Origin of the sequence: Microcoleus sp. S13_C3 (assembly GCF_036700905.1) — a bacterium.
Classification (GTDB): Bacteria; Cyanobacteriota; Cyanobacteriia; order Cyanobacteriales; family Microcoleaceae; genus Microcoleus.
In genome coordinates this window covers 8081-23174 of sequence record NZ_JAUBPT010000122.1, presented here as the reverse complement: position 1 = coordinate 23174, position 15094 = coordinate 8081, and the positions used below count along the sequence as shown (strand labels likewise).

At 46.5% G+C, this 15094-nt stretch carries 7 protein-coding genes; 3 read left to right on the top strand and 4 right to left on the bottom strand.

Annotated features, from left to right (window positions below; all coding sequences use genetic code 11):
* Positions 1-2525 (bottom strand): FG-GAP-like repeat-containing protein (locus QUA16_RS26490; protein WP_333181460.1); only part of this gene is annotated, 2525 nt, incomplete at its 3' end.
* Between the two features lie 723 nt (positions 2526-3248).
* On the opposite strand from QUA16_RS26490, the gene QUA16_RS26485 reads away from it, so the two are divergent.
* Positions 3249-7517, top strand: a complete 4269-nt coding sequence (locus tag QUA16_RS26485; RefSeq protein ID WP_333107180.1) for a TIGR03032 family protein — start codon at positions 3249-3251, stop codon at positions 7515-7517.
* Positions 7518-7871: 354 nt separating this feature from the next.
* Here the strand turns inward: QUA16_RS26485 and QUA16_RS26480 are convergent, their stop codons facing one another.
* Positions 7872-8510 carry a pentapeptide repeat-containing protein gene (locus QUA16_RS26480; protein WP_333107181.1) on the bottom strand — a complete coding sequence of 213 codons (639 nt, stop codon included), beginning with the start codon at positions 8508-8510 and terminating at the stop codon, positions 7872-7874.
* 57 nt (positions 8511-8567) lie between these two features.
* Here QUA16_RS26480 and QUA16_RS26475 point away from each other — a divergent pair, with 57 nt between their 5' ends.
* Positions 8568-9113 (top strand): phosphatase domain-containing putative toxin, encoded by a 546-nt coding sequence (locus QUA16_RS26475; RefSeq protein ID WP_333107182.1) that lies wholly within the window; start codon positions 8568-8570, stop codon positions 9111-9113.
* Between the two features lie 301 nt (positions 9114-9414).
* Here the strand turns inward: QUA16_RS26475 and blaOXA are convergent, their stop codons facing one another.
* The gene (gene blaOXA, locus QUA16_RS26470; protein WP_333107184.1) at positions 9415-10287 is read right to left on the bottom strand and encodes a class D beta-lactamase; all 873 of its coding nucleotides are present in this window, start codon (positions 10285-10287) and stop codon (positions 9415-9417) included.
* A 590-nt stretch (positions 10288-10877) separates the two neighbouring features.
* Positions 10878-11783 carry a ribonuclease HI gene (gene rnhA, locus QUA16_RS26465; protein WP_333107185.1) on the bottom strand — a complete coding sequence of 302 codons (906 nt, stop codon included), beginning with the start codon at positions 11781-11783 and terminating at the stop codon, positions 10878-10880.
* A 538-nt stretch (positions 11784-12321) separates the two neighbouring features.
* Here rnhA and QUA16_RS26460 point away from each other — a divergent pair.
* Positions 12322-15094: two-partner secretion domain-containing protein (locus QUA16_RS26460; RefSeq protein ID WP_333107187.1), on the top strand; the 2773-nt coding region annotated here is incomplete at its 3' end.

Here is a 15094-nt window from a genome sequence, read left to right as displayed (position 1 = left end):
GTGCCTTGTAAAATGTTAACGGTACTGTTAGCTTCGGCTGTTCCGGTGAGAGTCGGAGTGCTATCGTTGGTTGCGCCTGCGGCTGTGGTAATGGTGGGTACTGCGGGTGTAACAGTGTCTACAACCAAGGCTTTACTATCAGCTAAAGAAACTCCCGCAGGAATAGTCAAGGTTGCATTATTTCCAGTAGTATCTTTTAAGGTTGCACCAGGCGCTAAAGTTATGCTAGTTGAGTTAAGGTCGGTGCTATTTTGTCCTGCTACTGGAGTATAAGTGCCGACAGCAGATGTGCCCGTAAAAGGTGCAATAGTAACCGTGCCGCCTGTGTCTAGGGCTACACTCATGTTACCGCCTGCTAGTGTTACCGCTTCGCTGAAGTTGACAGTGACGTTGATGTTGCCAGAAGTGCCATAACTGCCATCAAGGGTGGTAGAGGTGACGCTGGTGATGGTGGGTGCAACGGTATCGATAACGATGGCTTTGCTGCCGCCGAGGGAATTAGCGGAGGAAGCGGCGGGGAGGGTTAAATCGGCATCAAAGGCTGTACCAACAGTTTCTTTAATTGTGCCGCCGTTGAGGGTGAGGGCGTTGGTGGCGAGGTATTGTAAGTCGGGGGAAGTGTCTCCTGCTTGTACTACATATTTGAAAGTGAGGGCTGTACCGCCGCTACCAGAGGCGTAGGTGGCAAATTGGTCAGTTGTGCCTGTTTCTAGTTGCAGGCGGGGTGTGCCGGTGACGTTGACAGCGGCATTGAAGGTGACGGTGATATTGATGGTAGAACCGACACCGTAGCTGCCATCAACGGTGGTGGCGGTGACAGCAGTAACTTTGGGGGCAGTGTTGAGCAGGATGGAGGCGGTGCTGCTGCTGTAGTTCGCCGTTGCTAAGTCGGGTTTCCCGTCGCCGTTGATGTCGCCGATGCTGACGGAGAAGGGGTTAGTGCCAGTAGGGAAGTCAACTTTGGTGGCGAAGGTGGGGGTGGTGGCGTTGGTGGGGGTAGTGTTGAGCAGGATGGAGGCGGTGCTGCTGGAGACGTTCCCCAAAGCTAAGTCAGGTTTCCCGTCGCCGTTGATGTCGCCGATGCTGACGGAGATGGGGTTACTGCCAGTAGCGAAGTCAACTTTGGCGGCGAAGGTGGGGGTGGTGGCGTTGGTGGGGGTAGTGTTGAGCAGGATCGAGGCGGTGTTGCTCCCGAAGTTCGCCGTTGCTAAGTCGGGTTTCCCGTCGCCGTTGATGTCGCCGATGCTGACGGAGATGGGGTTAGTGCCAGTAGGGAAGTCTACTTTGGCGGCAAAGGTGGGGGTGGTGGCGTTGGTGGGGGTAGTGTTGAGCAGGATCGAGGCGGTGTTGCTGCCCCTGTTCGCCGTTGCTAAGTCAGGTTTCCCGTCGCCGTTGATGTCGCCGATGCTGACGGAGAAGGGGTTAGTGCCAGTAGGGAAGTCAACTTTGGTGGCGAAGGTGGGGGTGGTGGCGTTGGTGGGGGTAGTGTTGAGCAGGATGGAGGCGGTGTTGCTGTTGAAGTTCGCCACAGCTAAGTCAGGTTTCCCGTCGCCGTTGAAGTCGCCGATGCTGACGGAGATGGGGCGATTGCCAGTAGGGAAGTCAACTTTGGGGGCGAAGGTGGGGGCGGTGGCGTTGGTGGGGGTGGTGTTGAGCAGGATCGAGGCGGTGAAGTCGTTGTAGTTCGCCACAGCTAAGTCAGGTTTCCCGTCGCCGTTGAAGTCGCCGATGCTGACGGAGTAGGGGCGATTGCCAGTAGGGAAGTCTACTTTGGTGGCGAAGGTGGGGGTGGTGGCTCCGGTGGGGGTGGTGTTGAGCAGGATGGAGGCGGTGCTGCTGTTGACGTTCGCCAAAGCTAAGTCTGGGAGGCCGTCTCCGTTGAAGTCGCCGATGCTGACGGAGCGGGGCTGAGTGCCAGTTGTGAAGTCTACTTTGGGGGCGAAGCCTAGTACGCCGCTGTAGGTTTTGAGGGTGGTTTCGGTGAGGGCAAGTTTAGGCGCTTGGGGGGATGGGGGGATGAGTTGGGGGATGTCCCAGGTGCCTCCTCGTTGGCTGTTACCTGTGGGGTGGGGGTTGGCGGCGATGTTTGCGCCTGTGAGTTGGTGCAGTTGAGTCAGGAATTTGTCGCCTGCTTCCCCGGCTGCTACGTTACATCCATATAATATGATGTCGGCGTTGTCAGTCAAACTGTTTCGCCACCGTCGCAACTGTTGGGTGTAGTTTTCGATGTTGCTGCTGTTGAGTTCTGTTGTGCCTAAGTACAGGTTGCCGGGGCTGCCGTGTGTGATGATGTGTAGGGCTGCGATGCCTGTATGCTGAGCTAGGATTGTGGTGATTTGCTCTACGGCATCAGACTTGCTTTCGAGGATGTAGGTGGCAGTGCCCGGTTTGATGCCAGAGGCTATGTGGTGGCTGTCCGGTATTGTGGGATCAAGGATGACTATTTCGCTTTGTTGGTTGCTGATGCAACCAGCCCAAGGAAATAAATTTTTTTTAGGGTGGTTAATTTTAGTTAGGGTTTTCATATGCTTTTGCTTCTAGTGGAGTGCGTTGTTGTTGAGCTTGTCTGGCTGGGTCGCCCGGTTTGAGTTCGACGATTTTTATACCTTTTGGCAGATGACACCTGATAATTTAATTATGACAGAGTGTCCTAGTGTCTGTAAAGTCGGAAAAGTCGGATCGTAAAGTCGGAAAAGTCGGATCTTTGTCATGAGTACAGAATTACTTGGGAATTTGAATCGCAGATGGTGGCGGATCTACGCGGATCTACGCAGATGAATGTTGATTTGGGTCAAGTAGGATGGAGAAAACCCGCAAGGCGAGGGAATTACGATCGCGCTACATTTTGGATATATAGCGGTTCTCAAAAAAGTGAGGTATGCCCTATGCCCACGGAGGCCTATGCCCTATGCCCATGAGTACCTCATCTTTCTGAGAAAGGCTATATTTAAAGATATGCCTCCAGATTCTATGAATAACGATGAGCGATCGCCACAGTTGCAAAGCCCTATGTCCGAGTTGTATTGCAGAAGGAAGAAGAACAAAAAAAGAGATATAAAAATGCACTAATAGCAATGGTTTCAGCAATTAAGAATGTCCTAACCGTCAGGCGCGCTTGCGATCTAATTCCCCGCCCACCGTGACTGATGATGTGTATGCTGGTATAGTCACCTCTATCGATTTATTTTGTTATTTCTTCTAACAAAGCTTCATATTTCTCCTGCTGGCGTAGTTTTGCTTAATTTACTATGAAAATTTGCTTTTTTGATGCGATTGGATGGGATTACGATATAGAAACTCCTTACCGCCAACCTCTAGGCGGCTCTCAGTCGGCTTTGTGCTATTTAGCAGTAGCACTAGCAGCTAGTGGACATGAAGTATGGTTGTACAATAACACTTCTAAACCAGGAGTGTATCGGGGAGTCCATTGCTTTCCTTTGACTAATCTTTCTAAAGACTTGTTAAAAACTTTTGATGCTGCTATTGTCCTAAATCACCCGGAAACTGGAACGCAGTTAAAGCCACTATTGGGGGAAAAAACTAAGTTAATTCTCTGGATGCAACACGCTTGCGACCAGCCGGCAGCACAGCCTTTACGAAGTTTATCAATCCAATTGCTGTACGATGGCATAATTTTTGTCAGCGAGTGGCAAAAGCAGCTATATTTAGAACAATTCAATCTGACAAATATGCAATTAGGCGTTATAAAAAATGCCATTGCTCCTGCTTTTGAAAAAACAATCACTGAAGGCGAAGCTATTTTTAGCCAAAAATTACAACCTCCAGTTTTAACTTATACTAGCACTCCCTTTCGGGGTTTAGATTTACTTTTAGATATCTTCCCGAAAATTCGGCAGCGATTTAGCGATGTGAGATTAAAGGTATTTTCTAGTTTAAAAGTCTATCAAGTAACTGAAGATCGAGATGAATGGGAGCCGCTATACCGCCGCTGTGCAGAAACAGCAGGAGTGGAGTATGTCGGTTCGCTAACTCAGCCAGAACTCGCTAGGGAATTGCGCTCGATTAATATATTAGCGTACCCAAATACCTTTGCAGAAACTTCTTGTATTTCCGTGATGGAAGCTCTAGCTAGCGGTTGTTTTGTCGTGACTAGCAACTGGGGAGCTTTGCCCGAAACAACGGCAGGTTTTGCGCGTTTAATACCGCTGTCCCAGTCCAATACTTCAAATTCGCTCGCTCCCTTTAGTTCGATATCCGAAAGAGAATCTTATGCCCAAGAATTTCTGGCGACAATTCTGGAGGTGCTAGAAGTCCTAACAGGCGCTAACCCTCAAGAAACTGAACAATTTTTGCGAAAACAGGTAGATTATTTTAATAAATATTGCACTTGGAGAGTGCGTGCATTAGAATGGGAAGAATGGTTGAAAACGATTAATAAAATGTCTCAAAAAATTTCTGTAGAAAGCCTCTATGATAGAGCGCTGGCTATGCAAAAACAAGGCGACTGGGAGGCAGCGGGGAGGGAATATCGACAGATTATTGCGCTGCAACCTAATTATGCGCCTGCTTATTTTCAATTGGGAAATGCTAAGTTAGTTAAGCAAGAATGGCCAGAGGCGATCGCCCTTTACCGCCAAGCTTTAAATTGCGAACAGCGCTACTCTCAAGCTTGGTATAATTTAGGCGCAGCCCTGGAAAAGATGGGGGAAGTCGAGGAGGCGATCGCGGCCTACCAACAAGCTGTTACATACAATCCCAATTATGCGATCGCCTACAATAGTCTAGGAGTCTTGCTGGCCCAACAAGAAAAATTGCTAGAAGCGAAAATTTGCCATCAAAAAGCTTTAGAAATTGAACCGAATTATATTCCCTACCGGGGAAACTTAGCCAATGTTCAATACCGCTGCTATGAATACAGCGAAGCTGCTGCAAATTATCAAAAAATCTTGCAGCTAGACTTAAATAACCTCAATGCAATGGCATCTTTGATAAAAATTTACCAGGGGCTCTGCCAGTGGGATAATTTAGCAGCCGAAAGCGAAAAAATGTGGCAAATTGGCAGAAATTTAATAGAACAAAATATATTGAAAGACTTATCTATTTTTGACTTTGTTATGTACTCGCCATTTGAGGCTGACAGACATCTAGCCATTACTCGCTACTTCGCTAAATTTGTCAGCAGTAAAGTCCCTCAAAATTATTTTCCCCCTCACATTCCCCCTGCTGCAACCCCCCAACTCTTGCGAATAGGTTACATCGCTGGAGATTTTTACAACCACGCTTTAACGCATTTAATGGGTGAATTATTCGCCTTGCACGATCGCACGCAATTTGAGATATTCGCCTACTCTCTCGGCCCTAATGACGGCAGTATTGAGCGTCAAAAAATAGAAGCAGACTGCGATAAATTTACCGACTTGCGAGGAATCCCTACCCCAGCCGCCGCAGAAAAAATATACAATGATAATATTCAAATCCTCATTGACATGGGAGGCTATACCCAATATTCTAACCCAGAAATCTTAGCAATGCGCCCCGCTCCTATTCAAATTAGTTATCTAACTTACGCAAACACGATGGGAGCCGAATTTATAGATTACATCATCACAGATAATATCGTAACACCCCCCCGCCTCGCCGAGTTCTTTAGTGAAAAATTTATTTGCCTGCCACATAGCTATCAGATTAACAATTATCTGAGAGTTTGCCCCGCAGAAGACGCGCAAATTAAACAGAAAAACCCCAAAGCCAAATATGGCTTACCAGAAGAGATGTTTGTCTTTGGCTGCTTCAATCACAGTCGCAAAATTGAGCCAGTCATGTTTAGCGTGTGGATGCGAATTTTAGAGCGCGTACCTAATAGTGTACTGTGGCTATTAGAGAGCAATCCAGAAGCAACTCGGAACCTGAAAACTGAGGCTAAATTGCGGGGAATCGATGGCGATCGCCTAATATTTGCACCGAGATTATTACAAGAGGAACATTTATTACGCCACATCTGGATAGACTTATTCCTGGATACTTTATATTACAATGCTCACACGACAGGTAGCGATGCTTTGTGGATGGGAATTCCCTTTATTACCTGCCCCGGAGAAACTTTTGCGGCGCGGGTGGGAGCAAGTTTATTAAATGCAGTTAATTTACCGCAGTTAATAGTTAATAGTTTAGAAGAGTATGAAAACTTGGCGGTGCATTTAGCTACTCATCCTCAAGAAGTGCAACAGTTAAAAGATTACTTGCACGAGAATCGCCGCCAATTTCCGCTGTTTGATACCGCGCGAACTGTGAAGCATTTAGAATCAGCATATTTGCAGGTTTGGGAAAGGTATCGATCGCACTTACCCCCCGCAGCAATCGAAATCGAACCAATTGAAGAAATACCAGAAAAAACAGCACCAGACCCCCGCATAAATTTTCCAGCCAATAATGCGATAAAATCAGCGAATGGTGAAGTACAAATCAAAAATAATGTAGCGAAGCCAGGGCAAAACGGTCAAATAAATCCTAGTGCGGATTCATCAGAAGAAATTTCGGTAATTGCCGATCGCGAATTTCCGCTGTGGTTGAAACAACAACAAATTAGCATTGCTTGCACTACCTATCAAACCAGCAGGTTAATGTTAATCGGTGCGGGGGCGGAAACTGAGAAAATCTCAATTCATTGGCGGATATTCGATCGCGCTATGGGCCTCTACTGCACGCCAGAACGCCTTTATTTAAGTTCAAAATATCAACTCTGGCAATTAGATAATGTGCTCGCTGCGGGAGGACAACATCAAGGTTACGATCGCCTATACATACCGCGCATCGCCTACACCACTGGAGATATCGACATTCACGATATCGCAGTCGATAAAAATAATCAAATCATTTTTATTAGCACTTTGTTTAACTGTATCGCTACTTTGAGCGATCGCCACAGTTGCAAACCTCTCTGGAAACCAAGTTTTATCTCACAATATATCAACGAAGACCGCTGTCACCTCAACGGTTTAGCAATGGTGCGTGGGGAGGCGAAATATGTCACAGCGTCGAGTCAGTCGGATGTGGTGGATGGCTGGCGCGATCGCAGAAAAAATGGCGGTATAGTTATTGATATTGAATCTAATGATATTATCGTCACAGGATTGTCAATGCCGCACTCACCGCGCTGGTATCGAGATAAATTGTGGCTGCTGAATTCAGGGAGAGGGGAATTGGGATATGTGGATTTAGACACAGGAAAATTTGAGGCAATTACGTTTTGTCCGGGATATGTCCGAGGACTAGCTTTTTGGCAAAATTGGGCAATTGTTGGACTCTCGAAACCGAGGGGAGGTGACAACACTTTTAGCGGTTTAGAATTGGATGAGTTGTTAGCAGCCAAGGATGCTGAGGCTCGCTGTGGTATGATGGCGATTGATTTGACTACGGGGGCGATCGTTCACTGGTTGCGGTTTGAAGGGATTGTCACGGAACTCTATGATGTGCAAGTAATTCCCCAAGTGCAAAAGCCGATGGCGTTGGGTTTTCAGACTGACGAAATTGCTCAGTTAATTACTTTGGAACTTTAACCGCAGATGGTGGCAGATGTACGCTGATGGACGCAGATACAGCAGATTCCACGTTTATGAAGCACACCCCGGAAGTGCGATCGCCCTAGGGAAACGGCATTACCCAAAGCGTGTCAACTTAAGCTTTTAGTCCACCAATCCTCCCCCCCACCCGCTATTCCGCCAGGGGTTGAAACCCCTGTCTAATAGCTAAAGTCCTCTAAAAGAGGACTCAAGAACTCATCAGTCCTCTTTTAGAGGACTTGCGCTTTGAGGCAGGGGTTTCAACCCCTGCCGGACTGTCGGTTTGATGTTAAAATGTTTACAGGATTTACCCACGCGGTGTGAGAGAGAGTATTTAAGCGGGATTTGGTCTTACTCAAAAATCGCCCCATCTAAGCTGGTTTTTCTTAAGTCTGTTCTCGCTAAATTTACACCTCTTAAATCAGCACCTGTTAAGCAAACATTGCTTAAATCTGCATAACTCAAATCCGCACCTATGAGATTAGCATCCGATAAATTTGCTCCTGATAAATTCGCCCTCACAAGTTGCGATTTACTCAAATTGCTGCCACTCAGATTTGCCGATTGCATCTGTGCTGCCATTAAGTTTGCTTTGCTTAAATTAGTGCCGCTGAGGTTAGCCAAATTTAATTTAGCATAACTCAAATCAATGTTTTCCAAGCAAAGTTCGCTCAATTGCGCGCATCGCAAGTTAGCATTAATAAAAAACCTGTCTCCAATTCCATAACGGCGCAGCAATTCGTCAACTTCCAGCCGAATTAAAACCGGTTCGCAAGTATTTTGGTAGCACCACGATGTCTCTAGCAAACTAGCGGCTGCTTCAATTGCTACCTTGTCGGATTTAGGGAGGACTAAACTATTGCACCCATCCCACTCACCGTTGAGCATGAATGCCATCTCAGAAGCTGCTGCACTTGAGTCGCATAGCAAAACGGTTTCTGGTTTGGGTTGCAGCCAGTTCATTAAGGCGATCGAGCTCTTGTTTTTCATTTTTGATTCAGGATTTCTGCGTCTTTCTTAATTATAGGTAAAAATATTGAAAACATTATGCACAAATTCGCTGCGGCTTCAGAGAATGAATTAATTGTGTTTGGTGCAGCCAGACCAGGATACCGCGATGCAGAAATTGCTGGGTGGATTGAATTTATGCAGGCGCATAATATCAAGCAAGTTTGCTGCTTGCTCGCTCAGACGCAACTCATCCGCTACAGTGATTTACTGGGAACATATCGGAAAATATTTGGGTGCGATCGAGTTTGCTGGGCGCCGATTGCAGACTTTGAATTGGTCGATCGCGATATTTTAATCGATCGCATATTGCCGTTCTTGGAATCTGCAAATAGCAAAGGCGAACGGGTGGTAGTTCACTGTTCTGGGGGGATCGGACGTACAGGACAGGTTTTGGCTGCTTGGTTGGTCAGCGGGCGGGGATTGTCTAACAAACAGGCGATCGCAGCAGTAAAAAAAACTGGCAGAAATCCCTATGAAGCAGCGATGGTAGCTTGTTTGAAAGGTCGAAACCCCTGGCTAGTCGTTGAAGAAGTTAATGCTCTCTTAGATGATTGTCGCCTTGCTGCGAAAAATGATATATAGCACTATACCAACTATAGCAATCCTAAATCAGTTGTAAAAATATGTAGGGGTAGTGCTACCCCTACTCCCCGTGCCTACCCCCCACGGATCGGGGCAACCACGGGGAGTAGGGGTCGGATTGCCCCTACAACAATTACACAATTCATGTAGAATCGCTATATATATATGTGCCAATTGCGTAAGTCCTAAAAGACTCGGCTTCCTACGATCGAACTCAGGCATCGAATAAATGGGTGTTTTGGCTATCACCGTTAGCCGCCCCGCTGGCGTTTTTGCGAATATTACAGAACAAATAACCCACTTACAGCAGCGCCAGATCCTTGAAGCAACGGCGCGTTAACTCGATTCTTGCAGATCCGTCATTATTGTTGCGTATGTCAAGGTTCGTAGCAAAAAAGTAAACATTTTTATCCTTTTCTAAATAACCTACATACCAGCCAATTTGAGGCTTTGTTTGTTCTCCAAAATTTGCCCATCCTGTTTTTGCCCTAATTGTGTAATCGGGAGTTTGTTCAACAATTATGATATCTTTAACCAGAGACAGCGATCGCTCAGAAAAGGGTAAGTCATTTTTGTATAGACGGCGGAGAAATTGAATTTGCTCGTTGGGTGTGATTCGCAGTTCTCCCTCTAACCAGAATTTGTCAATATCGTCTTTGTTACCAATTTTTTGGTTGCCATAACCGACTTTAGCTACCCATTTTTGCATTTGCTCGTGTCCGACTCGGCGGGCGAGAACTTGGTAAAACCAAACGGCGGAAAGTTTCATGGCTTCTCTCATATTCAAGTCTCGATTCCATGCGGGAATTTGCCTTTGAATTCCATCCCAAGTTAGCACGGCAAGCTCATCTGAAATCACCCCTGTTTCTAAGGAAATCAGAGAGTTGAGAATCTTAAATGTAGATGCAGGTAAAAAAGCTGTGGCGTTACGCTGCGGGTTGTGTTGATAAAGCCGATCGCTATTCAAATCGTAAATTGCGATCGAGCCTTCAACTCCTAATTCTTGAAAGTGCCGTCCAAAATTCATTGTCTGAGCAACATCTCCTCCGCCTCGTGGAGATTCTTGCACTGGAGGTGGCACGGTTAAGGCTGATTGCGGTGGCTGAACTAAAACAGAAATAATGCAGCCTAATACCATTAAAATAACAACAATGGCACGAGATATTAGGTTCATAAAATTCAATAAATTAGCCAAATCACAGGTAGTAATGTCACAGGGGCGATCGACTTGTAAGGTGCGTCTGACTTACGCTGTGTAAGAAACAATTAAGGTTTGACCCTGACGCACCCTACCATATATGTGTCAATTGCGTAAGTTTTCAATTAGAAAACTGCCATAATAGTTAAGGCGACCAAACAGTGACATATCTGGTAGCAGTGACTGTTCGCAAGCTGATACTCATGCTATTTTCGATTTTCGATGCAAAATCACTGATTTTATGGGCGTTGCATAATTGCGGGATGATTTTGATTGTTTTGTGGGATGGGCGTCCCGCCCGTCCGCTTTATTTTCAAAGCAGGCGGGACGCGTACCCCACAAGAATCATCCTCAAATTGTGCAATGCCATTTTAGGAGGGTTTTGATCGCGAGTTTACAGTTGGATTCTTTCTTTTAACTGGGACTGAGGTTAACTAATCTGTTTACTCAACTGATGACTAAAAGGACACAACTAATGTTGTGTCCCTACGGAATTTTGCCAAATCTTGCTTTGAGACAGTCATTAGTCATCAGTCATTAATCAACCAATAACTCATGACTAACCACTAATCAGTTGTACTAACGTGGTCGATTCTCTCTAATTGCCAGAGAATTTGGTTGCCTTCGCGCCGCACCCGCGACACTACCCAATTTCGCCAAACCCAGTTGTCTCCACGACTGGTGACAGCGCTGGCATTTACATCCATCAAATCAGCCAGTTCAGAACTGGTAATCAAGTAGCCTTTCGTCGCAACCTCGTCGGCGATGTGCAAGGTTTCGATCAGATTGCGGAGGTCCTGAACCCTCACCTCGCGGGGCAAGTTCTCCAGGGTATCGGCAGTTGAATCCATCATGGTAGAGTTGGAGATCGGAAGGTCAGAAGTTATGACATAGGATTCTATCGTTTTGTTACCAGTTGCGTCCGTTTCTTCCGAAACAATTGTGTTGTCAAAGCGTAGGGGCGATGCCCCCGTGCCCGCCCCGGCCTCGTCTCCCGTTGGTTTCTGCTGTTGCAGTTGGGGAGTGAGATTGTGCGAGAAGCTGCGGGCGATTTCATCGCATCTGTCGTTGTAGAAGTCGCCGGAGTGGCCGCGGACGTGTTCCCACTTGATTTGCCGGGAATTCAGCTTGTCTAGCAGGTGCCAGAGGTCTTGGTTGACAACATCTTTGCCCGTTGAGGTTTTCCAGCCTTTATTTTTCCAGCCTTGAATCCATTTGGTGATGCCATTTTTAACGTATTCGCTGTCGGTGTAAACGGTGACGGGTTCGGTTTGACCAGAATTGGCAAAAAATTCCAGCGCAGCGACGGCAGCTTGCATTTCCATGCGGTTGTTAGTGGTTTGGGGGTCTGCACCTCCGAGTTCGTGACAGTTGCCGTCGGCGAAACAAACTACTGCACCCCAGCCGCCTGGGCCTGGGTTGCCGGAACAAGCGCCGTCTGTGTAGAGGCTTTTGATTTTGGGAGTTGTCATGAGCGAATTAATGTGTAATTTAGAGGTAAGTTGTTTGCAAGTGCGATAATTCAGGCAATGGAGATAGTTTTACTTGCTGCTGTCAGGAACTCAGGACTGAAGTCACTGAGCTTGTAAGAAATTGCAAGCTGTTCTGACCAGACCCCTCTTATGAGGAGACGTTATTTAGGTACGACACCGGAAAATGCGACGCTAGTTTTGGGCTCTGTCATCTGCAATTAAACAGTTTTAAAGTCACTAAAACAGTGTTGCAGGTCTAACAAACCTTTATAACCAGGTCGAAGCGCACATTACCCCGCAAGGGAGGCTCATTTGAGCAAAACACTATGCGTTCGCGGGTTGAGAACTTGAGATGGAAATTGTCCCATTGAAAGTACATTACAAAAGTACACCGAGCAATCAATCCCAAGGCGGTAGTAAGGAACCCACGGTATCCCGGAGGTTTCGATGAAAAAAGATTCAAGGCGGTTGAAACCGCCACGTCGTTTCCCACGAGTAGTCTAAATACACGCTCGTTTCCCACTTACCGAATTTTTTTATGAAAAATGCCAACTTAAAGATTAAAAAGGTTGCACTATTTATTTGTCCGTTTTCTTTGTTAATTTTTAATACTTTCGCGCAAGCACAGCCCATAGTGCCTGCTGCTGACGGTACGGGTACTGTTGTCACCCCGATCGGCAACCGTTATGATATCAACGGCGGCAGTTTGTCGGGAGACGGCGCGAATCTTTTTCACAGTTTTGGGCAGTTCGGCTTGAATCAAGGTCAAATTGCTAATTTTCTGACTAATTCGGCTATTCAAAATATATTAGCTCGAATTGCTGGCGGGGACGCTTCGCTAATTAACGGTTTAATTACTGTCACGGGCGGCAATTCTAATCTTTTTCTAATTAATCCTGCGGGGATTGTGTTTGGCCCGAACGCGAGTTTGAATGTGCCGGCGGCTTTCACTGCAACTACTGCTACTGGTGTCGGTTTTGGTTCAAATTGGTTTAATGCTGCGGGTACAAATAATTTTAGCGCGTTGGTGGGTACGCCAAATGCTTTTTATTTTAGTCCGGGTGTACCGGGAAGTATTGTTAATGCTGGCAATTTAGCGGTGACTCCGGGGCAAAATTTGGCTTTGCTTGGCGGTACGGTTGTTAGTACCGGGCAGTTGTCGGCTGCGGGCGGGCAAATTACTGTTGCTGCTGTTGGGGGAGATAATGTTCTCCGCATTAGTCAACCGGGGCATTTGTTGAGTTTGGAAATAGCAACGGGCGGAAATTTTGGTAATTCTCAACAGACTTTGAATCCTGTTTCTTTGCCGCAGTTGCTGACAGGTACTGGGCAAAATCAGGCGACGGGTGTTGCGGTTGCTGATGACGGTTCTGTGCGGCTTGTGGGTTCTGGTTTGCAGGTGAATTCTGGGGATGTGGCGATTGCTGCTAATGTGTCTGGGCTGCCGCAGTTGAATGCGGAAGGTGCGAATTTATGGGCTGCGGAAAATCTCACGTTAGCGGGCGCTAGGCTGCAAACTACGGGGGATTTGAGTTTGCTGGGTGGGGATGCGGTGCGGGTCAGGGACAGCGCCCAGAATCCTTTTTTGGCGCAGGCTGGGGGGAATTTATACATTCAGGCCGATCGCACTATTGATATTCTCACTCAAAATGCGATCGGCGGCTTATCTCTTCCCCCGCAATTCCAAAGTGGCGGCAATTTGAGTTTGGTTAGCAACGGCGTTATTTCGGGGGATTCTCACTTTGTTTCGGGTGGCAATTTTTCGATTCGCAATTTGTCGGGAATGCCGGGAAATTTCGTGAGTTTATTTGACCCGATTATCAGTTCGGAAGGAGATGTTTTCTTTGGAGATTATACCGGAGTTTCGCTGAAAGTCGAGGCGAGGGGGAGCATTGTTGCCGAGGATATTACAATTACCGGCCCCGATATTGCATTGGGTAGGGAAAATGTGAGTGGCGATCCAGATATTGCTATTTTAACCAGCAGTCCGGCTTTAATTCTGCGGGCGGGAGTGCAAAATTTGGCAAATTCTCCTAATGTTCCTAATTCTCCTACGGATACTCCGGGTGATAATGAACAACCTAATCCTTTAGGTGACGATGCAATATTTACTCCTGCGTCTATTTTATCGAATAATTTGATTTCTGTTGAAAATATTTCGGCCGGCGGGCCGGTGATTTTGTCAGCGCCGGGAACTATCGCAACTAGAGATGTTAATGGCGGTCAAATTAATCTCGAAAGCAGGGAAGGGGCAGTGGTAGTTGGGGGCAGATTAACGTCTAGTTCGACAATTAATATTCAAGCTAATGACAATATTATATTGACAAATGACATTTCTCGTGCTGATATCAACGGCAGTATTAGTCTGAATACTGTTCGAGGCAATATAGTAACAGGGTCGATCGATACTGGGACTTCCGGGGCGATCGAACTCAGAGCTTTTGGCAATGTGAATTTTGGGACTTTGCAGGGATCTAATGTTGATATTACCAGTAACTCCGGGGCCTTGGGAGTTTTGAGCGATCCGAATATTATAGTCCCCAATACTACACCAGTCAATATTACAGCAACTGAAAATATCAGTTTGACAGCTTCTAGGGACTTAACGGTAGGCAATCTCAACGCTGCCACTGTCAATGCTAGCAGCAGCAATGGGAGTGTTAATACGGGGGCGATCGCTACTACCGGAGATGTCAGAATTTTAGCCCAACAGCTAATCAACACAGGGGCAATAACTGTTAATCCTGCCACCACAAATCCAGTTAATCGGATTCCCACAGTAAATCTGGATGCCCAAACTAATATTAATGTTGTCTCGATCGACGCTGGCACGGGCACTATTGCTTTGAGAGCATCCAGCGACTTACAGGCAGGGAGTTTGCAAGGGGGAGTAGTTGCAGTCAATAGCGATGGGGGAACAATTGCGATCGGCAATACTACATCACTTGGGAATATTAATGTCATAGCTTCTGGCAATGTAAGTTCAGGGAATTTGCTGGGAACAAGAGTTAATGTAAATAGCAATTCGGGAAGTATTGAGATTGGAAGTGCCACAGCAACAGAAAATACCGTCAATTTGACAGGTTCTGGCAATGTAAATTCAGGAGATTTGCGGGGAGTTGGAGTTAATGTAACTAGCAATTCGGGAAGTATTAATATTATTGGCAATACGGACGCCACAACAGGAAATGTCAATTTGACAGGTTCTGGCAATGTAAATTCAGGAGATTTGCAGGGAGTTGGAGTTAATGTAACTAGCAATTCGGGAAGTATTAATATTATTGGCAATACGGACGCCACAACAGGAAATG